This is a genomic window from Micromonospora sp. CA-249363 (assembly GCF_050950185.1).
Taxonomy (GTDB): domain Bacteria; phylum Actinomycetota; class Actinomycetes; order Mycobacteriales; family Micromonosporaceae; genus Micromonospora.
In genome coordinates, this window is sequence record NZ_CP192020.1 from 906,800 (window position 1) to 930,810 (window position 24,011).

The following is a 24,011-nucleotide window of genomic DNA, read 5'->3' on the forward strand; positions in this document are numbered from 1 at the left end:
GAGGTTCGCGTCAAAATCCGGCCTGGATTTGACGCAAAGCTCTTGATCAACCAGGGAAGCGCGGGGTGGTCGGTAGGGTTGGCGGGTGGAAGCGTTTGGGGTGCTGGCCGAGCGGGTTGTCGAGGCGCTGTTGGAGGCGCGGCCGGGGGTCGCCACCTCGGCCGGGGATCACCGGTTCGACGACCGTCTTCCTGATCTGTCCGCCGAGGCGTTGGCCGCCGACCGGGTGATGCTCACCGACGCGGCGAACGCGCTGTCCGAACTGGACCCCGACGCGCTTGACGTCGACGAGCAGGTCGACCACGCGCTGCTCACCTCCTTCGTCGACCGGGAGCTGTTCGAGCTGACCGAGATCCGGTCGCACGAGTGGGACCCGCTGCACCACAACCCCGGCCCGTTGCTGCACCCCCTGCTGGCCCGCCCGTACGCCCCGGCCGAGGTGCGCCTGACGCAGCTCGCGGGTCGGCTCGCCGCCGTACCGGATGCTCTCGCCACCGCGCGCGCGACGCTGCGGGACATGCCGCGGATCCATGCGGAGACGGCGGTCGGGCAGTTCACCGGCACGGCCGCGCTCATCCGTGACGAGCTGCCGGGGCTGCTCGCCCAGGCGCCGGGCGGCTTCGCCAAGGTCGAGCCGGCGGCGACCGCCGCGATCGCCGCGTTGGACGAGTTCGTCGCCTGGCTGCGGATCCGGTTGGACGCCGACGCCGGGCCCGGCCGCGATCCGCGCCTGGGCCGCCGCCGCTGGGAGGCGCGGCTCTGGCACACCCTCGACACGGAGCTGGGGGCCGCCGAGATCCAGCGCCGGGCGTGGGCCAACCTGGACCGGGTCACCGAGGAGATCCGCGCGGCGGCCGTCGAGCTGGTCGGTGGTCCGGCCGACGACGAGACGGTACGCCGAGCGCTGGACATGCTGGCCGCCGAGCACCCGGACGACTCGACCATCGTTGAGCTGGCCGGTGTGACGCTGGACGAGGCGACCGACTTCGTCCGGCTGCACGACCTGGTCACCCTGGTCGACGACCGGTGCGTCATCCAGGAGATGCCGGAGTTCGCGCGGGGCGTCGCGGTGGCATACTGCGATTCGCCCGGCCCGTTGGAGACCGCGGCGGTGCCGACGTTCTACTGCATCGCACCCACCCCGGCGGACTGGTCGGCGCAGCGCGTCGACTCCTTCTACCGTGAGTACAACGACCACATGGTCCGCAACCTGACCGTGCACGAGGCGATGCCCGGCCACTTCCTCCAGCTCGCCCACGCCCGGCGTCACGTCGGCGGCATGCGCGTGCGGGCGCTGGCCCGCTCCGGCCCGTTCGTCGAGGGCTGGGCCGTGTACGCAGAGGAGCTGATGGCCGGTCTCGGCTTCGGCGGTCTGCCGGTGCGGATGCAGCAGCTCAAGATGCAGCTCCGCATGACCATCAACGCGCTGCTCGACCAGTTGGTGCACGCCGAGGAGCTGCCCGAGGCCGAGGCCATGGCGTTGATGACCGGTCGCGGTTTCCAGGAGGAGGGCGAGGCCGCCGGCAAGTGGCGGCGGTCCCTGCTCACCTCGACGCAGCTCTCCACGTACTTCGTCGGGTACAGCGAGGTGGCCGAGATCGCCGCCGCCCGCCCGGAGGACGTGTCGGCGCGCGACTGGCACGACGCGATGCTCGCCCACGACTGCCCGCCCCCGCGCCACCTGCGCGCCCTGCTCGGCCTCTGAGGGACCGCCGGGCCGCCCGACGGTCACCCGTCGCGTCGGCACAGCTCACCGGGGCCGGGGTACGCGGTCAGGAGCCGCCGGGGCGGTTGTCCACCACGCCTGCTCCGGCGGGCGGGTCGAACGCGTCCTTCTCGACCGACTCGGAGTAGTCGCTCAACGCCAGCTCCATCGGTTTGCCGTCGATCGAGCCGAGGAAGCTGCCGAGCACGCCCTCGGTGGTCACGCAGGCGCTGAAGTCGCCGTCCGAGCGCTGTACCTCGACGCAGGCGGCGTGGTGCCCGGCGACGGTGGTGTCGCTCTGCCTGATCACCGCCTGCGGGTCGAGGGCGGCGGCGGTCAGCAGGCCGACCACCACCGGCGGGGTGACGAGGCCCCGCTGGTTCGCCTCGTCGAACAGGGCCACGGTGGGCTTGCTGCCGGGTGTGGGCGGCGGCACGAGTGTGCACGCCATCCGGCCGTCGGTCCCGGTGCAGCGGGTGACGGCGTCGGGGGTGACGGTGAGCCGCCCACCGGGGTAGGTGTAGGCGGAGCGGGCCGGGTCCTGCGCCTGCACGATGGCGGCGGTCTGGCCGCCGGGCAGTTGGTAGTCGGCCGTGTAGGTCAACTCCAGCGCCCGGTCGAGGCGCGCGGCGAGGTCGTTGACGAGATCCGAGCGTTCCATGGCGCGGCCGGCGTCCTCGAATGTCTGACAGCCGGTGACCGTGAGCGACGCGATGACCGACACGGCGAGCATGCGGAAAGTGGTCGTTGCGGCGGGCATGGCGCCAAGCCTGGTGGATCTAGTCGGCGCAGCGCAAACCCGTTGCCGGTTGACGCCCGGAAATACGGGAATGTCCGTCACCGCAGGGCGACTCGGGTGCGCGGGCGACGCCGTGCCCGATCTCGCCGCCCGATACGCTGCGTTCAACACCTGCCTCAGCCGCACCGTCGCGGCCCACCCACGGACCGGATCACAACAACGAGGAGCGACTCAGTGGCAACCATCGAGGGAATCGTCGCGCGGGAGATTCTCGACTCGCGGGGCAACCCGACGGTCGAGGTCGAGATCGGCCTGGACGACGGCACGGTGGCCCGCGCCGCGGTGCCCTCCGGCGCCTCCACCGGCGCGTTCGAGGCGATCGAGCTGCGCGACGGTGACGCCGACCGTTACCAGGGCAAGGGCGTGGAGAAGGCGGTCTCCAACGTCGAAGACAAGATCGTCGACCAGCTCATCGGCTACGAGGCCAGCGAGCAGCGGCTCATCGACCAGAAGATGCTCGACATCGACGGCACCGACAGCAAGTCGGAGCTGGGCGCGAACGCCATCCTCGGGGTCTCCTTGGCGGTGGCGAAGGCCGCCGCCAGCAGCGCCGAGCTGAGCCTCTTCCGCTACCTGGGCGGCCCGAACGCGCACCTGCTGCCGGTGCCGATGATGAACATCCTCAACGGTGGCGCGCACGCCGACTCCAACGTCGACGTCCAGGAGTTCATGATCGCGCCGATCGGCGCGCCCACCTTCCGCGAGGCGCTGCGCTCCGGCGCGGAGGTCTACCACGCGCTGAAGTCGGTGCTCAAGAAGAAGGGCCTGTCGACCGGGCTCGGTGACGAGGGTGGCTTCGCGCCGAACCTGCCCACCAACGCGGCTGCCCTGGACCTGATCGCCGAGGCGGTCGAGAAGGCCGGCTACCGGCTCGGCACCGACATCGTCTTCGCGCTCGACGTGGCGGCCACCGAGTTCTTCGAGAACGGCACCTACACCTTCGAGGGCGCCGCGAAGTCCGCCGAGGACATGAGCACCTACTACACCAAGCTCGCCGACGAGTACCCGATCGTGTCGATCGAGGACCCGCTGGCCGAGGACGACTGGTCCGGCTGGCAGACGCTGACCGCGTCGATCGGCGACCGGGTGCAGATCGTCGGTGACGACCTGTTCGTGACCAACCCGCAGCGCATCGCCCGTGGCATCGCGGAGAAGGCGGCCAACGCCGTCCTCGTGAAGGTCAACCAGATCGGCTCGCTGACCGAGACCCTGGACGCGGTGGACCTGGCCCACCGGGCCGGCTTCAAGTGCATGATGAGCCACCGCTCCGGCGAGACCGAGGACACCACCATCGCCGACCTGGCGGTCGCCACCGGCTGTGGTCAGATCAAGACCGGCGCCCCGGCCCGCTCGGACCGGGTCGCCAAGTACAACCAGCTGCTCCGGATCGAGGAGGAGCTCGCCGACGCGGCGCGCTACGCCGGCGCGGGTGCGTTCCCGCGTTACCGTTCGGCCTGAGTGTGGTTGCCGGGAGGCCCCACTTGCCGTGGGGCTTCCCGGCGCACGTACGCGACAGACGTAGCCTCGGGGGAGGGGTGTGACGATGCAGCGCCGCACACCGGGTGGTCAACGGCCCGCCCGCCGACCGGGTCAGGCCGGTCGGCCGGGCACCGGGCGGGCCACCCGCGGGTCGCTCCGGGACGCCGGCGTACGCGCCGAACCACGCGGCGCGGCCGGTCGCGCCCCGGGCACCGTCCGGGGCGCCGAGGGTGGGCGCTCCGCCAGTCGTCCGGCAGCCGCCCGGCGTACCGCCGCCGGTGGCGGTGCCGTCAAGCGGCTCGCCGCACCCCATCCCCGTCGCTTCACCGGTCGGGCCACCGTGCTGTTCGCGGTGCTGATCGCGCTCGCGCTGGCGTACACCTACCCGGTGCGGGTCTACCTGGACCAGCAGGCCGACATCGAACGGATGGAGGCCGCGCAGGCGGCGCAGGAGAAGGAGATCGCCGAGCTCGCCGCCGCGGCCGCCAAGTGGCAGGACAAGGAGTACATCGCGACCCAGGCCCGGGAGCGGTTCTTCATGGGCAAGCCGGGCGAGAAGATGCTGGTGGTCCTGAACGACGCCGAGGGCGCGGCGCGGGACGCCGGTAAGCCGTCCGGTTCGGGTGCCCCAGCCGGGCCGGTGACCTGGTACGACACGCTCTGGGGCAGCGTGCGCGCGGCGGACAGCCAGCAGCCGGGCAAGTGACCCACCGACCAGCACATCCAGGAGAGACGAGCACCGTGACTGTCGTACCACCGTCGGAGCCGGCGGCGGATTCCGTACCCCTGCCGCAGCGGGAACCGGCGACCGAGGCCGACCTGGCCGCGGTGGCCGCGCAGCTCGGCCGTCCGCCCCGGGGGACCCGGGCGGTGGCCCACCGCTGCCCGTGCGGCCTGCCCGACGTGGTGGAGACGACGCCGCGCCTCGCCGACGGCACCCCGTTCCCGACGCTGTTCTACCTGACCTGCCCCCGGGCCACCGCGGCGTGCAGCCGGTTGGAGTCCGCCGGGCTGATGCGGGAGATGGCCGACCGGTTGGCGACCGATCCGGAGCTGGCCGCCCACTACCGGGCGGCGCACGAGGACTACCTCGCCCGCCGGGACGCGATCGGTGAGGTGCCGGAGATCGCCGGCATCTCGGCCGGTGGGATGCCGGGCCGGGTGAAGTGCCTGCACGTGCACCTCGGACACGCCCTGGGCGCCGGCCCCGGCGTGAACCCGTTCGGCGACGAGACGTTGGCGCTCGTCGAGCCCTGGTGGACGGCGGGGCCGTGCGTGGACGTGCCCGACAGCGAATGACCGCGCAGACCGAGGGCCAGATCCTGGTGCGGCGCGCCCGGACCCGGGACGTGCGGGGCATCCGCCGGCTGGTCGACACGTACACCGACGACCGGCGGCTGCTCAGCAAGGCCACCGTCACCCTGTACGAGGACGTGCAGGAGTTCCGGGTGGCGGTCCGGGCCGACGACGGCGTCGTGGTGGGCTGCGGCGCGCTGCACGTGATGTGGGAGGACCTGGCCGAGATCCGTACGGTGGCCGTGGATCCGTCCTGCCGGGGTCAGCGGATCGGGCACCGGCTGGTCGGCGAGCTGATCGACGCGGCCCGGGAGCTGGGAGTGGCGCGGATCTTCGTGCTGACCTTCGAGACCGGGTTCTTCGGCTCGTTCGGCTTCCGGGAGATCGACGGCGCTCCGGTGCCGCAGCCGGTGTACGAGCAGCTGCTGCGCTCGTACGACGAGGGCGTGGCGGAGTTCCTGGACCTGGAACGGGTCAAGCCGAACACGCTCGGCAACACCCGGATGCTGCTGCGGCTCTGAACCGGGGCCGGCCGCTCGGTGGAGCGTGATGCCGGTGAGTCATCAAGATGACCCAGAGGCATCACGCTCATCGGAGACTGGCGCGCTGGCGTCGGTGCCGGGCTGTCGTAGGGTTGCCGGGTGACGACGCGTGTGGCGGCCATCGACTGCGGGACCAACTCGATCCGACTGCTGGTCGCCGACCTGCCCGAGGAGTCGGCCGGGCCGCAGGCCCCGCTCGTCGACGTGACCCGGCGGATGGAGATCGTTCGGCTCGGACAGGGCGTGGACCGGACGGGCCGGCTCGCGCCGGAGGCGATCGAGCGGACGCGGGTGGCGCTGGCGTCGTACGCCGCCGACATCGAGAAGCTGGGTGCCGAACGGGTACGGATGTGCGCCACCTCGGCCTCGCGGGACGCCGCCAACGCCGCCGACTTCACCGAGATGGTGCGGCAGACCCTCGGCGTCGCGCCCGAGGTGGTGAGCGGTGACGAGGAGGCCCGGCTGTCGTTCACGGGTGCGGTACGCGGGCTGCCGGCCGACGCGAAGGAGCCGTTCCTCGTCGTCGACATCGGCGGCGGCTCGACCGAGTTCGTGGTCGGTGACCGGGCCGGCGTACGGTCGGCGATCTCGGTCGACATCGGCTGCGTCCGGATGACCGAACGGCACCTGGCGGGCGATCCGCCGACGCCGGAGCAGGTCGCGGCGGCGGAGGCCGACATCGCGGCCGTCGTGGACCGGGCACTCGCGGCGGTGCCCGGCCGCGAGGCGGCCACCCTGATCGGCCTCGCCGGTTCGGTGACCACCGTGGTCGCCATCGCCGAGGGCCTGCGGGGGTACGAGCCGGAGCGCATCCACCACGCCCGGGTGTCGTACGAGGCCGTGGCCCGGGTGACGGCCGACCTGCTGGAACGGACCAGCGCGCAGCGGCTGGAGATCCCGGTGATGCACCCGGGGCGGGCCGACGTGATCGGCGCGGGGGCGCTCGTGCTGCGCGTGATCATGGAGCGGGCCGGCATGCCGTCGGTGGTGGCGTCGGAGCACGACATCCTCGACGGCATCGCGTGGAGCATCCAACCCGTCTGACGCTGATCGGCGCCCGCACATCGGCGAGTCGTTGACGCTATTTCGCATTGCACACTAGTGTGCAATGCGTGGACACCACACAGTTGTTGAAGGGCGTGCTCGATCTGGCCGTCCTGGCCGTCCTGCGGGAGGAGGACGGCTACGGCTACGACATCCTGCGCCGCCTCCGCGAGGCCGGCCTGGAGGAGATCGGCGACGCCTCGGTCTACGGCACGCTGCGTCGCCTCTTCGCCGCCGGCCTGCTCACCACCTACGTCGTGCCGAGCGAGACCGGCCCGCACCGCAAGTACTACTCCCTCAACGCCGCCGGGCGTGACCAGTTGACCCGCTCCGGCAAGCTCTGGCGCTCGTTCGCCACCACCATGGACACGCTGCTCGACGATCGGGGGCTGGCGGCATGACCGTCACGGAGCAGGAGATCACCGACTACGTGGCGCGGGTCCGGGCCGCTCTGGCCGACCTGCCGCCCGACCGGCGCACCGAGCTGACCGAGGACCTCGCCGACCACCTCACCGAGGTCGCCGCCGAGGCCGAGGGCACCCTCGTCGAGCGGCTGGGCGAGCCGGAGACGTACGCCGCCGAGCTGCGCGCCGCGGCCGGCGTCGGCGAGGGCGGTGGACGCAACCTCGACCAGCGGGTCGCCACCGCCGTGGTCCGGGTCCGCAGCCGGCTGCGCGCGCTCGACTCCCGGCTCGGCCCACCCCTGGGGTACGCCACGGCGAGCGAATTCCTCCGTCTGCTGCGCCCCGCCTGGTGGGTGCTGCGCGGCTACCTGGCGGCGATGCTGCTCACCGTGATCACCACCGGCGGCAGCTTCGGGGTGCTGCCCCGCTTCGGTGGGGAGTTGCTCGCCGGCCTGATCATGCTGGTCGGCTTCGTGCTCGCCTCCATCTGGCTCGGCCGCCGTTCGGCGCAGCTCACCCGCTGGCCGCGATCGGCGGTGCAGATCGGCAGCGCGGTGCTCGTCGTCTTCGCGCTCTCCGCTCTCATACAGGCGGAGGACCGGATGCGGTACGGCGACTACGGCATCGATCCGACGTCGGTCAGCGACCCGTACGGCCAGGTCCGGGACGTCTTCGTCTACGACAGCGAGGGTCGGCTGGTGGAGAACGCCCGGCTCTTCGACCAGAACGGCAATCCGATTCGTCTGGGCTACCCGGACTGTGAAGGCAGCTTCGACGAGTACGGCAACCGGCTGCTGCGGCCGTATCCGTACTGTCCGGACCGGCCGCCGTTCGGGCCTCAGGGTCCGCGGATGCCCGAGGCGCCGACCAGCACGCCGTCGGCCAGCGAGTCACCGACCGGTACGCCCACGCCGACTGTGACGCCCGCCAGCCCGAGCGCGACGCCGAGTGACGAGCCGACCTCGACCGCGACGAGTTGAGGGGCCGATGTGAACCAGATCATGCACACGATCCTGGGAAATAGCTGAACGGACGAGGTGAGCGGGACGGCACCGGAAATCAATGATCGTTACGGTGTCGTCTGCTCATTCATCCCTCGGAAGGAACCCCCGTGTCAGAGCAGGTCGCACCGCCCCCCGCGTCCGACGCAGCACCGGCCCAGCCGGCCGGCGAGACGTCGGCCCAGCCGGCCGTCGAGACGCCGCCGCCGGCCGAGCCGGAGGGTAAGTCCGGCGGCAAGAAGGCGCTCGGCATCATCGGCGCGATCGTCATCTTCCTCGTCATCGCCGGCCTGAAGTTCGGCCTCGGCACGGCCATCGGCAACTTCGTGAACAAGGACGAGACCGCCGACGCGAAGGCCGGCGACTGCATCGCCGAGCTGCCCGAGATCAAGGGCGACAAGGAGGAGGAGGTCGACGGCGCCAAGGTCGTCGAGTGCACCTCCACCGACGCCGCGTACAACGTGGTCGGTCGGCTCGACGGGCAGACCGAGGCGCAGGCCAAGTCCGAGACCACCTGCAACGAGTTCTTCAAGGAAGGCGAGGAGGGGTACGTCTTCTACAGCATCGAGTCGGGCAAGAAGGGCTACGTGCTCTGCCTGACCAAGAAGGCCTGATAACACGCCTGTAGCACCGACGACGGCGGCGGGGAACATTCCCCGCCGCCGTCGGCGTACCCGCAGTCACCATGCGGCGAACAGGAGGTGAATGCCACTGTTCCGACGTCTTCCCGGCCGGGGTCACGGCGTGGCAGGCTACCGACACGTAGGACCACTGGGCGACCAGCCAACGATGACTGACCGCTAGGAGGACGGCCGATGGGCGACATGGTGAGTTACCGCAGCAACGGGGGCACGAGCGAGGGGTATCTCGCGATACCCGCGAGCGGCACGGCCAGCCCCGCCGTCATCGTCCTACAGGAGTCATGGGGCCTGGTCCCGCACATCCGGTCGGTCGCGGACCGGTTCGCCGAGGCCGGCTTCGTCGCCCTCGTCCCGAACTTCCGGCACGACACCGGGACCAGCCCGGCAGCCGATGCGCAGCACCAGTTGGCGATGCGGGTGGCCGAGGCGGCGAAGGATGTCGCCGACGCCGCCGACTACCTCGCCGGGCGTCCCGAGGTCACCGGCAAGGTGGGCGCGGTCGGGTTCGGCGCCGGTGGCAGCCTGGCCCTCAAGTCGGCGACCCGATCCGAGCGGATCGTGGCCACCGCGGGCTTCTATCCCGCCCTGTCGTGGGAGTCGATGCGTTCCGACTGGGTCGACTACGCCGGCAAGGCGGCCATCGTCCACTGCTCCGATGAGGACGGCACCTCCACCGACGAGGGTGTGCAGGCCGTACGCCGGGCCGTCGAGGAGGCCGGCGGCACCTGCCAGCTCTACGACTACCCGGGCACCTCGCACGGGTTCTTCGACGACGACCGGCCCGAGGCGTTCGACCAGCGCGCCGCCGCCAGCGCGTGGGCGCGCACGCTCGAACTCTTCCGGGCCAAGCTTGGCTGAGTCCCGTACCCCCGACCAGGTCGTCGCCCGTGCCGCGCGGGCGGCGGACCTGGCCGATCTCGACGCAGCGGTCAGCGACTGTTTCGCCTGCCCCCGGCTGGTCGAATGGCGGGAGGAGGTGGCCCGCACCCGGCGGGCCGCCTTCCGCGACCAGGAGTACTGGGGTCGGCCGGTGCCCGGGTTCGGGCCCGGCGACGCGCGCATCGCCATCCTGGGCCTCGCGCCCGCCGCGCACGGCGGCAACCGCACGGGCCGGATCTTCACCGGAGACCGCTCGGGCGACGTGCTCTTCGCGGCCCTGCACCGGGCTGGACTGGCCAACCAGCCGACAAGCGTCGCCGCCGACGACGGGCTCACGCTGCGGGACACCCGGATCTTCTCGGCCGTCCGCTGTGCGCCGCCGGACAACAAGCCCACCCCGGACGAACGGGACACCTGCGCGCCCTGGCTGCACCGCGAGGTCACGCTGATCCGACCCACCCTGCGCGTCGTGGTCGCGCTGGGCGCGTTCGCCTGGGCCGCGTGGTGGCCGGTGCTACGCCACGTGTACGGGCAGCGCCCGCCCAGCCCGCGACCCGCGTTCGGCCATGGGGCACACTGGTCCGGCGCGACCGTGCCGGAGTTGCTCGGTTGCTACCACGTCAGCCAGCAGAACACCTTCACCGGACGGCTGACACCGGGGATGTTGGACGACGTCTTCGGCCGGGCCAAACAGCTGGCCGAAGTGGACTGAGGACGCGTGGGGTGGTGGCGATGACGACCGGAACACGCCCGCCCGCGCCGTCGCCACCCGCCGCGCCCGGTGTGGTCCGCCCGGTGCTCGGCCTGCTGCGCCGCTGGTGGCCGGTGGGCGCGGTGGCGGTCCTGCTTGCGACGGCCGCGCTCGCGTCCGCCCACTCGTCGATCGGCGCCAGCCGGATCCCGCCGGCCGCCAAGGACGTGCCGTGGGTGCCGGAATATCCGACGGACGTGCCGTCCCCGTCGATCCCCGTCGAACCCAGGGACGCGGGCGAGGCCACCCAGGCGCACATCCCGCAGTGGATCGCCACCGTGGCGATGGTCCTGCTCGGGCTGGCCATCCTCGCGGTGTTCGGCTACCTCACCTGGATCCTGCTCCGTGGCGCGCTGCGCCGTACCTCGCGGGCCCTACCGGCGCAGCGGGCCCGGCGTACGGCCGAGGGCACGGCCCGCGAAGTGGTCGCCGCTCTGGACGCCGGCCTGGTGGAGCTGGACGACCAGTCCACCGACCCCCGTGTCGCGGTCATCGCCTGCTGGGTACGTCTGGAGGAGGCCGCCTCCGCCGCCGGCGTGCCCCGGCACCTCGGCGACACACCGACCGACCTGGTCACCCGGTTGCTGCGGGGCGACGAGTCGACGGGCGTCCCGGCGATCGTCAGCGCCGACGTGCTGGCCGAGTTCGCGCACGTCTACCGCGAGGCCCGGTACGCCACGCGTGAGGTCCGCGAGGGCACCCGCGACCAGGCGCGCGCCGCGCTGCGGCGATTGCGTGGCGAGCTGACGATCGTGACGACGGGCCCTCCCGAGGTGCCGGCATGAGCGGTAGCGCCAGCATCGACGACCTGCTCACCTTCGAGGAGGAGGGGCCGAGGCACGACGACCGGGAGTCCGGTGGCCGGGCGGGGCGGGTGTTCCGGGCCCTTCTCGGCAACGCCGCCCTGGTCGCCGTACTCGTCGTCGGTCTCCGGGCGGTCGGCCTGCAGATCTCACTGGCCATCCTGGTCGCCGGGGTGTTCGCCGTGTACGCGGTACGCCGGGTCGCCGCCGCGCTCGCACCGCCACCCGCGGCGCGGTCCCGCGCTCGGCTCGCCCAGGGCGACGACGGCACCTGGAACTGGGGTGCCCGGGACGCGCTACGCGCCGCGATCAACGGCTGGGAACTGCCGCTGGACTGGTCCACGACGCGACCCGAACGCTTCACCGGGGTGATCCTGCCCCGGCTCGCGGAACTGGCCGACGAGCGGCTTCGCCTGAAGCATGCCGTCACCCGTGAGTCGGATCCGGCCCGCGCCCGTGCCCTGCTGGGCGACCGGCTGTGGACGTTCCTGGAAACCCCACCCCGACGCCCCCCGTCGCCGCGCGACCTCGCGGTGATCGTCGCCGAACTGGAGAAGATCTGATGAAGGACGTGGACCGGAGCATGCCCGCCGCCGAGGTCGGTCGCCTGGCGCGGGCCGTCCTGGACGCGGTCGGCACCGTCGTGGTCGGCAAGCGGGACGCGTTGGAACTGGTCCTCGCCGGGATCCTGGCCGGTGGCCACGTGCTCCTGGAGGATCTGCCCGGCCTGGGCAAGACGCTCACCGCGCGTTCCTTCGCGCAGGCGCTCGGGCTGGACTTCCGCCGCCTCCAGTTCACCCCCGACCTGCTCCCCGCCGACGTCACCGGCTCCTTCCTCTACGACCAGCGCAACGGCGACTTCACGTTCCGGGCGGGGCCCGTCTTCACCAACCTGCTCCTCGCCGACGAGATCAACCGGACGCCGCCGAAGACCCAGTCCGCGCTGCTCGAGGCCATGCAGGAGAAGCAGGTATCGGTCGAGGGCGTCACGTACAAGCTGGACGAGCCGTTCCACGTGCTGGCGACCGCCAACCCCATCGAGTACGAGGGCACCTACCCGCTGCCCGAGGCGCAGCTCGACCGGTTCCTGCTGCGGGTGTCCTTCGGTTACCCGCAGCACGAGGAGGAGTGGGAGGTACTGCGCCGCCGGATGGGCCGCCGACGCGAGGAGGCGGACATCAAACCGGTGGTGGACGCCGCCACCCTGCGGGCCATGCAGGCCGCCCTGGAGGACGTGGTGGTGGAGGACTCCATCGGCCGGTACATCGTGGCGCTGACCGCGGCCACCCGGGAACACCCGTCGGTGCTGGTCGGGGCCTCGCCGCGAGGCTCGTTGGCGCTGCTGCTGCTGTCCCGGGTGCGCGCCGTGTTCGACGGCCGGGACTACGTGGTGCCGGAGGACGTCAAGGCCGTCGCCGCGCCCGCGCTGGCCCACCGGATCACCCTGCGCCCCGAGATGTGGCTGCGCCGCGTCGACCCGGCGTTCGTGGTCGGTGAGGTGTTGGAGGGGACGCCGGCTCCGGCCAGCGGCGCCCTGCCCAGCTACGCCGCCGGCGGGCCCCGGCACTGATGACCGGTCCGACCGTGTCCGCGCCGCGATCCACCGAGCCGGAGTCGAGCGCCGGCTGGACGCCCACCCCCGCGCTCGGTCGCGCCGTGCTGCTCGCCGGCCTGTTGCTGGTGGCGGGGGTGCTGCTGGGGCGGGTCGACCTCGTCGTGCTGGCGGCGCCGTTCGCGCTCGGCACCGCGTACGCCCTGCGTCGCCGGCCCACCGCACTGCCGCAGGTCTGGATCACCTGCGCCGAGGACGGACCGCTGGTCGAGGGCGGTGAGGTGTCGGCTGCGGTCGCTGTCGGCAATCCGGACACTGTCGACTACGACCTCGTGGTGGTGCGGTCCCGGGTCTCGCCGTGGTTGCGGATCACCCGTGCCGGCTTCGCCGGCGTCGAACCCGTCGACGCTCCGCCGGCCGCTCCCACCCCGCCGGCCTCCGGCCGGGGACGTTCGGCCGCCGATCGGCCGTTCGTGACGTCGGCGCCCAGCGGGGCAGCGGTGGACCTGGAACTGGCCGGGCGGGCGCTGCGCTGGGGCCGGCACCCCGTCGGCCCGGCCGGAGCACGGGTCGCCGCCGCCGGTGGCCTGCTGGTGTCCCGGGCGGTGATCACCGAACCGGTTCCGGTGCGGGTCTATCCGCGCACCGAGCCGTTCGAGGCGGTGGAGGCGATGCCCCGCGCCGCCGGTCTGGTGGGCGCGCACCACTCCCGCCGTCCGGGAGAGGGCGGTGAACTGGCCGGAGTGCGGATCTTCGCCCCGGGCGACCGGCTCCGCCGCGTCGACTGGCGGGTGTCGCTGCGTGCCCGGCAGTTGCACGTGGCGGCGACGCTGTCCGACCGCGACGCCGAGGTGGTGGTGCTGCTCGACGTGCTCGCCGAGGCGGGCCGCTCGGGCGGTGTGGACGGCGCCGCGTCCGTACTGGACACCACCGTGCGGGCCACCGCCGCGATCGCCGAGCACTACCTGCACCGGGGCGACCGGGTGTCGCTGCTGGAGTACGGGCCGGGCGCCCGCCGACTGCGCCCCGCCGCCGGCCGGCGGCAGTACCTCACGGTGCTGGAATGGCTGCTCGACGTACGCGCCGAGGCGGCCCAGCACGAGCCGTACGACCAGGTCTTCGGCCCGCAGTTGCTCTCCTCGGACGCGTTGGTGGTGGTCCTGACCCCGCTGCTGGACGAGCGGTCGGCGCAGATGCTGGCGCGGCTGGCCCGCGCCGGCCGGTTCGTGGTGGCGGTCGACACGTTGCCGGCCGACCTGAGCCCGCCGAAGGACCGGGGCTGGGCCGAGGTGGCGTACCGCCTGTGGCGACTGGACCGGGAGACGATGATCGGGCAACTCCGGGAGCACGGGGTACCCGTGGTGCGCTGGGCCGGCGCGGGCAGCCTGGACCAGGTGCTGCGGGACGTGGCGCGGTTGGCGACGGCCCCGAGGGTGGGGGCCCGATGAATGCCATCGTGGAGCGGGTTCGGGCTGCTCAGGACGCCGTGACCCGGATCAGCGCCATACCGCTGCTGGTGCGGGCCGCGATCTTCGTCACGGCACTCGTCGGCTTCGCGGTGGCGTTTCCCGCCGAGGTGTTGATCGGTCGGCCGCTGCTGTTCCTGGCGGTGGCCGCGCTGTTGCCGGCCGTGGGTCCGCGCCGGGTGTGGCCGACGTTCGCGGCGCTGGTGATGGTGGGTGGCTGGCTGCTGGCCACCGACGGGTACGGCCGGCCGGTGGCGTTGTGGCGGCTGCTCGCGGTCGCCGCGCTGCTGTACCTGGGGCACTCCCTGTGCGCGCTGGCGGCGCTGTTGCCGTACGACGGGGTGGTGGACGCGGGACTGATCAGCCGGTGGTTGTTGCGGGTGGCCGCGGTGCTGCTGGGTACGGCCGTGCTGGGTGTGCTGCTGTTGCGGGTGGCGGGCCTGGGTGGCGAGGCGGGTCACCAGTGGGTCACCGTGCTGGGGTTGCTGGTGGCGGTGGGCGTCGCCGCGTTGCTGGGTTGGCTGCTGCGGCGCAGGTGAACCCGTGGTGCGACAGGGTTACGCAGGTCACAGGGGTTGTGTTCCGTCACAGATGGGGGGCGCGAGCGGGATTACCTGAGCCGGGCGGGGAAAGATAGACGACGTGAATCCGAAGCGGATCCTTGTGGTGGGTGCCGGGCACGTCGGTCTCTACGCCGCCCTGCGCCTGTCGAAGAAGCTCAGCTCCCGTGAGGCTGAGGTCATCGTCGTGGACCCCCAGCCCCACATGACCTATCAGCCGTTCCTCCCCGAGGCCGCGGCGGGGAACATCTCCCCCCGGCACTCCGTGGTGCCGCTGCGCCGGGAGCTGCGCCGGTGCACGGTGGTGGCGGGAACTGTCACGCGCGTCGAGCACGACCGCAAGGTGGCGACCGTGCAGCCGATCGTCGGCCCGGCCCGAGAGATCGCGTACGACCACGTGATCGTGGCCCCGGGGTCGGTTTCCCGGACGCTGCCGATTCCCGGCCTGCACGAGCAGGGCATCGGGTTCAAGACCATCGGCGAGGCGATCTACCTCCGCAACCACGTGCTGGACCGGCTGGACATCGCGGCCGCGACCCCGGACGCGGAGGTCCGCCGTTCGGCGTTGACCTTCACGTTCGTCGGCGGTGGGTACGCCGGCATCGAGGCGCTCGCCGAGATGGAGGACATGGCCCGTGACGCCCTGCGCTACTACCCGGAGTTGAAGCCGGAGGAGATGCGCTGGGTGCTGGTCGAGGCGACCCAGCGGGTGCTGCCCGAGGTCGACCGGGACATGGGCGCCTACACGGTGCAGCAGCTCACGAAGCGCAACATGGACATCCGGCTGGACACCCGCCTGGAGTCCTGTGTCGACGGGGTGGTGAAGCTCTCCGACGGGGACAGCTTCCGGTCCGACACGATCGTGTGGACGGCGGGTGTGAAGCCGTCGCCGATGCTGGACGCGACGGACTTCCCGCGCGACGACCGCCGACGGGTCACCTGCATCCCCACCCTCCAGGTGGTCGACGGTGACCGGGTCGTCGAGGGCGCGTGGAGCGCGGGGGACTGCGCCGCCGTACCGGACCTGACCAAGGAGCCGGGCAACTTCTGCTCGCCGAGCGCGCAGCACGCGGTGCGTCAGGCGGCGCGGATGGCCGACAACATCGTCGCGGTGATCCGGGGACGTGAGCCGGTCGACTACAAGCACAAGCACGCCGGCAGCGTGGCCAGCCTCGGCCTGCACAAGGGCGTCGCCCAGGTGTACGGCATCAAGATGACCGGTTGGCCGGCGTGGTTCATGCACCGGACGTACCACATGAGCCGGATCCCCTCGTTCAACCGCAAGGTCCGGGTCGTGGTGGACTGGTCGCTGGCGTTCTTCCTCAAGCGTGAGGTGGTCGCGTTGGGCCAGTTGCACGATCCGCGCGAGGAGTTCGCCGAGGCGTCCCAGCCGGTCGGCGCTCCGCGCGTCTGACACCGCGCCGCAGCCCCGCGTTCCCCGCTCCACCCCGCCGATCTTGCACTTTCTGCGGCGACAAATGTCCCTGAAGAGGGCATTGGGCCATCCGAAAGTGCAAGATCGGCGTCGTTGTGGGGCGGGGTGGGGCGGGGTTGGGGTTGGGTCAGACCTTCCAGGTCCACGCGTCGGCGATCCTGGTCGCCGGGCCGTAGAGCTGCTCCAGGGTGGTCTTCAGGCTCGCCGCGTGCGGGGCGTCGTCGGTCACCGCCACGCAGGACGCGCCCCAGAAGTCCGCATCCTTCGCGGCCTGCCGGCGTTGCTCGTCACCGATGGCCGGTTGGTCGCCGCGGCGGGCGACGTCGGCCAGCAGCGCCGAGGTGGGCTGCTTGAAGGTGCCCATGGCGGCGGTGCCACCCCGCCCGTAGGGGCCGATGAAGAACCCCTCGGGCAGGCCGAACCCGGCGTCGGCGGCGGCCGCCCAGCGCATCGGCCACGGCTCCTTGGGCGTGGGTAGCGGCACCGGCACCAGCACACCGCCGGGGTCGACGCACTGCCGCCAGTGCCCGCCGGTGATGAACGTCGGCAGGGCCGGCCGCCCGGCTGTCGGCAGCGGGGTCGGGAAGATCGGCAGAAGCGCCGCGACGACGGCGAGCGGCACCAGCCGACGCGCCCGCCCGAGGCTGCCCAGCGCCCGGTCGACGGCGAGGGCGAGCACCGTCGCGACGATCGGCAGCAGCGCCAGGCCGAAGCGCATCGGCAGCGCGCCGTCCACGACCGGCAGTCCGGCCAGCAGGGCGTACGGGCCGGGCAGCGCGGTGCGGGTGCCGCCGAGCACCACCTCCGGGCCCAGCGAGAGAGCGCCCATCACGAGTGCCGCCGCCACACACGCCAGGACCAGCCGGCGTCGCCCGGCCCAGACCGCGCAGGCGGCGGTGACCAGCAGCAGGGGCCAGCCGAGGAAGGTGTTGTACTCGGCCGGGCCGGTGGTGAGCCGGGACGCCTCGTCGCTGCCGGCCACCGACAGCGGGGATACCGCCCACCAGCTGCTCAGGTCGGCCGAGAAGTAGGCCGGGCTGAACATCCCGTCGGCGACGCCCTGCGGTCCGGCGAACTGGAACCACAGCGGGTAGCCGAGCACCAGCATCGCCAGGCCGGTGGCGATCGCCAGTCCGCCGGCGAATCCGGGCAGCGTCCTCCGGGCGAGGTCCCGGTCCGCGAAGGCGTAGGCGATGGCCATCACCAGCAGCGTGACGGCGCTGAGGAACAGCACCTCCTCGCCGACGAAGACCTGTGCGGTGACGGCGGCCGCCAGCCCGGCTGCGGAGCTGATCATCCGCCGCCGGTCCGGGCCGGTGGTCCGGCCGCGACCGTCGCCCGGGTCGGACGCCCGCAGCAGTCGTACCACCAGCCAGACGATCACCGGCACCAGCCACTGTGCCGTCATGTGCAGATGGCTGTTGGTCTGCGAGACCATGCCGGGACCGAAGCCGCACAGACCACCGCCGAGCGCGGCGGCGAGCCGGCGGACGCGCAGCGTCCGGTGGAACAGCAGGTACCAGGCGAGGGCGGTGCCGGCCAGGTTGGCGGCGGCGAGCAGCGCGAAGGAGGTCGGCGCACCGAAGAGCAGCGTGATCGGGGCGCAGAGCACACCGAGCGCGATGACCGTGGTGTTGGCCATCAGGTTGACGCCGTCCGGGGCGTTGAGCCGGTCGGTGAGCAGGTGGAAGTCACCGAGCAGCGCCCGTGCGTCGACCGCCAGGAACCATTCGTAGAGCGTCTGGTCCTCGGGATTGAGCGCCAACGTGCGTCCGCCCGGGTCGGGCCACAGCCCGTGGGTCAGCCAGCCGGCCAGCGCCACCCACGCGACGGCGACCAGAAGATCCGTCCGGTGGCGGCGGACGGCGGTGCGCAGCCGTACCGCCCGGGTCGCGCGCGCGACCGGATCGGCGAGGCGGACCGCCTGCTCAGGGGCGGCGTCGGGGGCCGTTGGGGCTGCGCTGCTCACGGCATCGACCCTAATGTGGCCAAGCCGGCGGGGTACGCCGGGTCGCCGCGGACCCGCTACGGTGACACTGCACCGTGCGTGTCGACGCGCGGGTGCCACCCGCCCGGGTGGTGGAACGGCAGACACGGCCGCCTTAAAAGCGGCTGCCGAAAGGCGTGCGGGTTCGACCCCCGCCCCGGGCACCATCCGCCACGGCCGCAGGTTCTCCGTCGTGATCACCAGGAATGGGCTGGGCAGTTTACTCTTGTGGGGCACGTTCACGTGCAAACGACCCCCTGAGGGAGGCCAGACAGTGAAGACCTCGAACCCGGTGCTCGCCCGGCTCGGCCAGGCGGCCGAGCGGGAGCGCTCCGCCGGGTACGCACCGACCGGGCCGTACGGACAGCCCGGCATTCCGCAGCAGTACCCGTCCCAGGCCGGCTACCCGGCCGCACCGCCCACCGTGGCGCCCATGACCGTCGACGACGTGGTCGTCAAGACGGTCGCCCTGCTCGGCATCCTCGGTATCACCGCCGCGGCCGCCTGGGTGCTCGTGCCCGACTCGCTCCTCGGTCTCGCGTGGGGCGGCGCGCTGGTCGTCGGCCTGGTCCTGGGCTTGATCATCTCGTTCTCCCGGATGGCCAACCCGGCGCTGGTCATCGCGTACGCGGTGGTCGAGGGTGTCTTCGTCGGCATGGTCAGCAAGGCGTTCGAGACCTTCTACGACGGCATCGTCCTGCAGGCCGCAGTGGCGAGCTTCGGCATCTTCTTCGTGATGACGATGATCTACAAGGCGAAGATCATCCGGGCCACCCCGATGTTCGTGAAGGTCGTCTCGACGGCCATCGTCGGCCTCGCCGCGGTGATGCTGATCAACCTGGTGCTGGCGCTGTTCGGCGTCAACACGGGCCTGCGGGACGGCAGCCCGCTGGCGATCGGCTTCAGCCTCGTCTGCATCGTGATCGCGTCGCTGAGCTTCGTGCTCAGCTTCAAGGAGATCGAGGACGGCGTCCGGATGGGCCTGCCGCAGCGCTACTCCTGGGTGGCCGCGTTCGGCATCCTGGTCAGCCTGGTCTGGCTCTACATCGAGATCCTGCGCCTGCTGAGCTACTTCCAGGGCGACGACTGACCTCGTCCGCACCCGCTGACCGGCGCCCGCTCCCGCTTCCCGCGGGGGCGGGCGCCGTCGTCCGCGCCGTTTCGCCGCCACCGCCGGGCCGTCCGGGGCAGAGTGAATCTCCTGGGGTACGGGCGAAGGAGGCGACGGTGCGCAGCAACAACCCGGTGCTCAATCGGCTGGACGAGACCGGCCGGTTGGAGTCCCGGGTGGTCAGCTCCCGCGACGTGGAGCCGATGACGGTCGACGACGTCGTGGTGCGTACCGTCGGGTTGCTCCTGCTCACCGGCGCGACCGCCGCGGTGTCCTGGGTGCTGGTGCCCGACGCGGTGTGGTTGGGCGCGGCCCTGACCGGCACCGCTCTGGCCTCGATCGTGCTGGTCCTGGTCATCTCGCTACGGGGGATCACCAACCCGGTGCCGATCGTCGGCTACGCGCTGCTCCAGGGGCTGCTGCTGGGGGTGGCCAGTCGGACCTTCGAGCAGGTCTACCCGGGGATCGTCGTGCAGGCGGTGGCCGGCACGTTCGGCGTCTTCCTCGGCATGGCCGCGCTGTACCGGGCCCGGGTGATCCGCGCGACGCCCCGGCTGGCCCGCCTGGTGATCGGCACGCTCCTCGGCATCGCCGTGCTGAGCGTGGTCAACCTCGTTTCCTACCTGATCTCCGGCCGGCCGGGGCTGGCCGTCTACAGCGTCAGTGGGGAGGTCGGCTGGTTGCCGTACGCCTTCTCGGTGGTGGCGATCATCGCGGGCGCGTTCAGCTTCATCCTCGACTTCGACCTGGTCGAGCGGTCGGTGCGCGACGGCCGACCCCGCCGGTACGCGTGGCTGAGCGCGTTCGGCCTGGTGACCGGCCTGGTGTTCCTCTACTGGCAGTTGCTGCGGTTGATCAGCTACCTGCGCCGCTGACCGGCGCCGATCGGGCGGCGCGGGTCGGCCGTAGACTCGGCGCGGTGAGCGTAGCGGAGTTGGAGCAGGCCGTGCGGTTGCTGGTCGGCCAGGTCGGGCACTGGGAACAACCGCGCTGGGCCGCCACCGCGACCACCGGCAACGTGCCCCGCGCCGACCTGGTGCACCGTCTGGTGCAGGAGGTCGCCAACCTCGCGGCCGACGCCGAGGGGCAACCACGTCGTACCGTGCCCCGGCTCGACAACGACCTGGCCCTGCCCGACCAACTGCGGGTGGTGACCGCCGACCTGCTCGCCGCCGGGCCCGACGCCAAGGTGCTGGCGCGGGCCGCCGCCGAGGTGACGGCGACCCGCAACGCGCTCTGAACCGCCGGGGCGCCCGGCGGCGCAGCCGCGCACCACCGGCACGCTCGGACCGTCAGTTCAGCCGTTCGAGGACCATCGCCATGCCCTGGCCGCCCCCGACGCACATGGTCTCCAGACCGATCGTCTTGTCGTGCCACTCGAGAGCGTTCAGCAGGGTGCCGGTGATCCGGGCGCCGGTCATGCCGAACGGGTGCCCGACCGCGATCGCGCCGCCCATCACGTTCAGCTTCTCCTCCGGGATGCCCAACTGGCGGTAGGAGGGGATGACCTGGGCGGCGAAGGCCTCGTTGATCTCGACGAGGTCGACATCGTCGATGGTCATGCCGGCCCGGCGCAGCGCCTGCCGGGACGCCTCCACCGGTCCGAGGCCCATGATCTCCGGCGACAGCGCGGTCACGCCGGTGGAGACGATCCGGGCCAGCGGGGTCACGCCCAACTCCTCGGCCCGCTGGGCGCTCATCACCACGACAGCGGCGGCCCCGTCGTTCAGGGGACAGCAGTTGCCCGCGGTGATCCGGCCGTCCGGACGGAACACCGGCTTCAGCCCGGCGACCGCGTCGAGGGTGACACCGGCGCGAGGGCCGTCATCGGTGCTCACCACGGTGCCGTCCGGCGTGGTGACCGGGGTGATCTCCCGAGCCCAGAAGCCGTCGGCGATGGCCTTCTCGGCGAGGTTCTGGCTGCGAACGCCGAACTCGTCCATGTCGGCGCGGGTCACGTCGTACACCTGGGCCAGGTTCTCCGCGGTCTGCCCCATGGTCAGGTAGATGTCCGGCAGGTCACCGCTGTCGCGCGGGTCGGTCCACACCTCGGCGTCGCCCTGTGCGCGGCGCTTCGAGCGCTCGGCGGCGGACGCGAAGCGCGGATTCTCCCAGCCGCCGCCGACCAGCGCCTGCGCCTCCGGCGGAAGGCCGTCGGAGCTGCCGCGGGCGTACCGGGAGACCATCTCGACCCCGGCGGAGACGAACACGTCGCCCTCCCCGGCGCGGATCGCGTGCAGGGCCATCCGCGTGGTCTGCAACGAGGAGGCGCAGTAGCGGGTAAGCGTGGCGCCGGGGACGGTGTCCAGCCCGAGCAGGGTGGCCACCACGCGGGCCATGTTGAAGCCCTGCTCACCGCCCGGCAGACCGCACCCGAGGTGGATGTCGTCGATGGTGCTCGGGTCGAGCTGGGGGATCTTGTCCAGGGCGGCCTGGACGATGGTCGCGGCGAGGTCGTCGGAGCGCACATCGCGCAGGGACCCCTTGTGGGCCCGGCCGATGGGGGAGCGGGCGGTAGCGACGATGACGGCGTCGCGGGACGACTCAATCGGCATGGGCCAACGTTAACCCGCCGGTAACTTGGCGCGGAAGAAGCGGGAGCGGCGGGAAATGTCACCCTCGCCGGGCGTGCGTCACCGCCGCGAGGCGACCGCCGCGGCGGCCACCACGGCCGGCAGCAGGGCGTGCGCCCACACCCGGTAGCCGTCGGCCGACGGGTGGAAACCGTCGTGGCAGAGCGTGCCCGCGTCGGCCCGGAACACCGGCCCGGTCTCGGTGGCCAGGTCGACCACCGACCCGCCCGCCTCCAACACCGCGGTGGTCTGCGCGCGGGCCATCCGCCGGCCGGACCAGCCGACGAGTTGCCGCAGCGGAGGGGCGATGGCGCGTACGGCCCCGAGGTCGGGGCACGTGCCCACCACCACCTCGACGCGTGCCTCCCGGAGGCGGTGCACCGCCGCGCCGAGGTAGGCGGACGCGTCGCCGGGCCGGCGCAGCCCGGTCGCGTCGTTCGCGCCGATCAGGATCAGCGCGACGTCGGGCCGCTCGCCGAGCAGGGCCCGGGCGACCTGGGTGGCCAGGTCCGTCGAGCGGGAGCCGGAGACGCCGACGCTGGACAGGTGCACCCGACGGCCGGACGGCCCCTCGGCGAGCAGATTGGCCAACTGCCCGCCGATGGTGTCGTCGAGACGGTCGACGCCGACACCCAGCGCCGACGAGTCACCGAGCAGCACCAGGCGCAGCGGCGCGGCGTCGGCCCGGCCGATCGTGGCGCGCAGCGCCAGCCCCAGTTCCGGCTCGGCGTAGCGCCGGTGCCGCGCGACGAACGCCTCACCGGCCAGGACGGCGGCGCCGCCCACCGTGCCGGCGAGCAGCGAGAGCGCCGCCGCCCGACCCAGCCGGCCGGGGAAGCCGGCGGTCACGTCCCGCTCGCTGCGCTCGTTCATGCCAGTCCCTCCACTGTCGAGGTGTCCGCGCTGCTGGGCTGCGGCACCGCGTGCACACCGAAGAACGCCCGGCGGCGCAGTTGTGCCCACCGGCCGGCCGGTCCTCGGTCGCGGCCCCGGACCTGGGCGCCGCTGACCTCGGTGCCGGCGTGCCGGGCCGCCTCCTGCGCGGCCTCTGGCAGCGACCGTACGCCCTCGCCCCGCGCCGGTGTGACCCGTCGTTCCTGCCCCGCGCCGAGCGCCGACAGCATCGTCGGCAGCAGGGCGGCGGCGGCCATGGCGTACCCCTCGGCGGAGGGGTGGAACCGGTCCCAGGCGAACATCCGGAGCGGCTCGGCGGCGAACCGCGGGCCGAGCAGGTCGCCGAGGGACACCGTCCAGCCGCCCGCCTCGACCACGGCCACCGTCTGCGCGGCGGCGAGCTGACGGCTCCACCGGTGCGCCAGCCAGCGCAGCGGCGGCTGGATCGGCCGGATCGCGCCGAGGTCGGGACAGGTGCCGACGACCACCTCGCAGCCGGCGTCGCGCAGCGAGCGGACCGCCTCGACGAGGTAGCGCACGGCCAGCCCACGCGGCGTGCGGTTGGTGATGTCGTTGCCGCCGATGAGGATCACCGCGATGTCCGGGGAGCACTCGAGCGCCGCCTCCACCTGGTGACGCAGGGCCGCGGAGATGGCCCCGACCACCGCGAAGCGGCGCAGCTGCACCGGCCGGTGCAGCCGCCGGGAGAGGCCGGTGGCGAGCAGCGCTCCGGGTGTCTCCCGGCGGCGGTGCACCCCGTAGCCGGCCGCCGACGAGTCACCGAGGACGACCATGGTGAGAGCAGGGCCGGGAAACTTCGCGCCGTACATCCCGTCGCAGCGCGGTGGAGGGGCCTCGGCCATCGGAATCGTGCGCCGGGCCTGGCGGGCCTGGCCGAGCAGCACCCCGCCGGTCGCCATCGCGGCCGCTGCCGTGGCGCCCGTGCCGATCGCCGCGAGTCGGGCGATCCGCCAGGCCTGCCGCCAGCGCGGACCAACGGGTACGACAGAACCAGCCACCCCCATACGCCGACATTATCGCGCCGGCCCGACACACCGCTGTCGTCGTGACGGCTCACGGGTGCCTGGA

At 72.6% G+C, this 24,011-nt stretch carries 25 protein-coding genes and 1 tRNA gene; 21 read left to right on the forward strand and 5 right to left on the reverse strand.

The features are described from left to right. The first annotated feature begins 85 nt into the window (after positions 1-85). Positions 86-1,705 carry a DUF885 domain-containing protein gene (locus ACQPZK_RS04340; protein WP_433537052.1) on the forward strand — a complete coding sequence of 540 codons (1,620 nt, stop codon included), beginning with the start codon at positions 86-88 and terminating at the stop codon, positions 1,703-1,705. A 67-nt stretch (positions 1,706-1,772) separates the two neighbouring features. Here the strand turns inward: ACQPZK_RS04340 and ACQPZK_RS04345 are convergent, their stop codons facing one another. Then, positions 1,773-2,465: a hypothetical protein gene (locus ACQPZK_RS04345; RefSeq protein WP_433537053.1), complete on the reverse strand. Its 693-nt coding sequence runs from the start codon at positions 2,463-2,465 to the stop codon at positions 1,773-1,775. A gap of 213 nt (positions 2,466-2,678) precedes the next feature. On the opposite strand from ACQPZK_RS04345, the gene eno reads away from it, so the two are divergent. The 16 genes from eno to ACQPZK_RS04425 all read left to right on the forward strand — a co-directional run bounded on the left by eno (position 2,679) and on the right by ACQPZK_RS04425 (position 16,336). Further along, entirely contained in the window at positions 2,679-3,962 is a 1,284-nt protein-coding gene (gene eno / locus ACQPZK_RS04350) for a phosphopyruvate hydratase (RefSeq protein WP_355048850.1), read from the forward strand. A gap of 85 nt (positions 3,963-4,047) precedes the next feature. After that, a complete protein-coding gene (locus ACQPZK_RS04355; protein ID WP_433537054.1) occupies positions 4,048-4,689 on the forward strand; it encodes an FtsB family cell division protein in 642 nt (213 codons plus the stop codon). A 35-nt stretch (positions 4,690-4,724) separates the two neighbouring features. After that, on the forward strand, positions 4,725-5,282 hold the full coding sequence (locus ACQPZK_RS04360; protein WP_355239517.1) for a DUF501 domain-containing protein: 558 nt from the start codon (positions 4,725-4,727) through the stop codon (positions 5,280-5,282). Further along, positions 5,279-5,800 (forward strand): amino-acid N-acetyltransferase, encoded by a 522-nt coding sequence (locus ACQPZK_RS04365; protein ID WP_433537055.1) that lies wholly within the window; start codon positions 5,279-5,281, stop codon positions 5,798-5,800. Before ACQPZK_RS04360 ends, ACQPZK_RS04365 begins: the two co-directional genes overlap by 4 nt. 132 nt (positions 5,801-5,932) lie before the next feature. Next, positions 5,933-6,865 carry an exopolyphosphatase gene (locus tag ACQPZK_RS04370; RefSeq protein ID WP_433539108.1) on the forward strand — a complete coding sequence of 311 codons (933 nt, stop codon included), beginning with the start codon at positions 5,933-5,935 and terminating at the stop codon, positions 6,863-6,865. Positions 6,866-6,933: 68 nt separating this feature from the next. Then, positions 6,934-7,266 (forward strand): PadR family transcriptional regulator, encoded by a 333-nt coding sequence (locus tag ACQPZK_RS04375; RefSeq protein ID WP_007455685.1) that lies wholly within the window; start codon positions 6,934-6,936, stop codon positions 7,264-7,266. Then, entirely contained in the window at positions 7,263-8,249 is a 987-nt protein-coding gene (locus tag ACQPZK_RS04380; RefSeq protein WP_433537056.1) for an HAAS signaling domain-containing protein, read from the forward strand. Before ACQPZK_RS04375 ends, ACQPZK_RS04380 begins: the two co-directional genes overlap by 4 nt. 131 nt (positions 8,250-8,380) lie before the next feature. After that, positions 8,381-8,884 carry an LppU/SCO3897 family protein gene (locus ACQPZK_RS04385; RefSeq protein WP_433537057.1) on the forward strand — a complete coding sequence of 168 codons (504 nt, stop codon included), beginning with the start codon at positions 8,381-8,383 and terminating at the stop codon, positions 8,882-8,884. Between the two features lie 201 nt (positions 8,885-9,085). Beyond that, positions 9,086-9,769, forward strand: a complete 684-nt coding sequence (locus ACQPZK_RS04390; RefSeq protein WP_433537058.1) for a dienelactone hydrolase family protein — start codon at positions 9,086-9,088, stop codon at positions 9,767-9,769. Then, positions 9,762-10,502 (forward strand): uracil-DNA glycosylase, encoded by a 741-nt coding sequence (locus ACQPZK_RS04395; protein ID WP_433537059.1) that lies wholly within the window; start codon positions 9,762-9,764, stop codon positions 10,500-10,502. Before ACQPZK_RS04390 ends, ACQPZK_RS04395 begins: the two co-directional genes overlap by 8 nt. 20 nt (positions 10,503-10,522) lie before the next feature. Continuing rightward, positions 10,523-11,326, forward strand: coding sequence for a DUF4129 domain-containing protein (locus ACQPZK_RS04400; RefSeq protein ID WP_433537060.1), 804 nt, complete (start codon positions 10,523-10,525; stop codon positions 11,324-11,326). Beyond that, positions 11,323-11,907: a hypothetical protein gene (locus tag ACQPZK_RS04405; protein ID WP_433537061.1), complete on the forward strand. Its 585-nt coding sequence runs from the start codon at positions 11,323-11,325 to the stop codon at positions 11,905-11,907. Before ACQPZK_RS04400 ends, ACQPZK_RS04405 begins: the two co-directional genes overlap by 4 nt. Continuing rightward, positions 11,907-12,914, forward strand: coding sequence for an AAA family ATPase (locus tag ACQPZK_RS04410; RefSeq protein WP_421474576.1), 1,008 nt, complete (start codon positions 11,907-11,909; stop codon positions 12,912-12,914). Before ACQPZK_RS04405 ends, ACQPZK_RS04410 begins: the two co-directional genes overlap by 1 nt. Next, positions 12,914-14,344: a DUF58 domain-containing protein gene (locus ACQPZK_RS04415; RefSeq protein WP_433537062.1), complete on the forward strand. Its 1,431-nt coding sequence runs from the start codon at positions 12,914-12,916 to the stop codon at positions 14,342-14,344. The genes ACQPZK_RS04410 and ACQPZK_RS04415 overlap by 1 nt, the downstream gene beginning before the upstream one ends. Beyond that, positions 14,341-14,901 (forward strand): hypothetical protein, encoded by a 561-nt coding sequence (locus ACQPZK_RS04420; protein WP_433537063.1) that lies wholly within the window; start codon positions 14,341-14,343, stop codon positions 14,899-14,901. Before ACQPZK_RS04415 ends, ACQPZK_RS04420 begins: the two co-directional genes overlap by 4 nt. 103 nt (positions 14,902-15,004) lie before the next feature. After that, positions 15,005-16,336, forward strand: a complete 1,332-nt coding sequence (locus ACQPZK_RS04425; protein WP_433537064.1) for an NAD(P)/FAD-dependent oxidoreductase — start codon at positions 15,005-15,007, stop codon at positions 16,334-16,336. Positions 16,337-16,484: 148 nt separating this feature from the next. On the opposite strand, the gene ACQPZK_RS04430 is transcribed toward ACQPZK_RS04425, so the two are convergent. Then, the gene (locus ACQPZK_RS04430) at positions 16,485-18,326 is read right to left on the reverse strand and encodes a hypothetical protein (RefSeq protein WP_433537065.1); all 1,842 of its coding nucleotides are present in this window, start codon (positions 18,324-18,326) and stop codon (positions 16,485-16,487) included. Positions 18,327-18,427: 101 nt separating this feature from the next. Between ACQPZK_RS04430 and ACQPZK_RS04435 the strand changes: the two genes are divergently transcribed. From ACQPZK_RS04435 to ACQPZK_RS04450, 4 genes are all read left to right on the forward strand, one after another. Further along, positions 18,428-18,511: transfer RNA gene (locus ACQPZK_RS04435), tRNA-Leu, on the forward strand. Between the two features lie 107 nt (positions 18,512-18,618). Next, entirely contained in the window at positions 18,619-19,434 is an 816-nt protein-coding gene (locus ACQPZK_RS04440) for a Bax inhibitor-1/YccA family protein (RefSeq protein ID WP_433537066.1), read from the forward strand. Between the two features lie 137 nt (positions 19,435-19,571). After that, positions 19,572-20,330: a Bax inhibitor-1/YccA family protein gene (locus ACQPZK_RS04445; RefSeq protein WP_433537067.1), complete on the forward strand. Its 759-nt coding sequence runs from the start codon at positions 19,572-19,574 to the stop codon at positions 20,328-20,330. 44 nt (positions 20,331-20,374) lie between these two features. Further along, complete coding sequence (locus tag ACQPZK_RS04450; protein WP_433537068.1) at positions 20,375-20,695, forward strand: hypothetical protein; 321 nt, start codon at positions 20,375-20,377, stop codon at positions 20,693-20,695. A gap of 52 nt (positions 20,696-20,747) precedes the next feature. On the opposite strand, the gene ACQPZK_RS04455 is transcribed toward ACQPZK_RS04450, so the two are convergent. The 3 genes from ACQPZK_RS04455 to ACQPZK_RS04465 all read right to left on the reverse strand — a co-directional run bounded on the left by ACQPZK_RS04455 (position 20,748) and on the right by ACQPZK_RS04465 (position 23,947). Next, positions 20,748-22,010, reverse strand: coding sequence for an acetyl-CoA C-acetyltransferase (locus ACQPZK_RS04455; RefSeq protein ID WP_433537069.1), 1,263 nt, complete (start codon positions 22,008-22,010; stop codon positions 20,748-20,750). Positions 22,011-22,088: 78 nt separating this feature from the next. Continuing rightward, a complete protein-coding gene (locus tag ACQPZK_RS04460) occupies positions 22,089-22,877 on the reverse strand; it encodes an SGNH/GDSL hydrolase family protein (protein WP_433539109.1) in 789 nt (262 codons plus the stop codon). A gap of 20 nt (positions 22,878-22,897) precedes the next feature. Then, on the reverse strand, positions 22,898-23,947 hold the full coding sequence (locus ACQPZK_RS04465) for an SGNH/GDSL hydrolase family protein (protein ID WP_433537070.1): 1,050 nt from the start codon (positions 23,945-23,947) through the stop codon (positions 22,898-22,900). Positions 23,948-24,011: the final 64 nt, after the last annotated feature.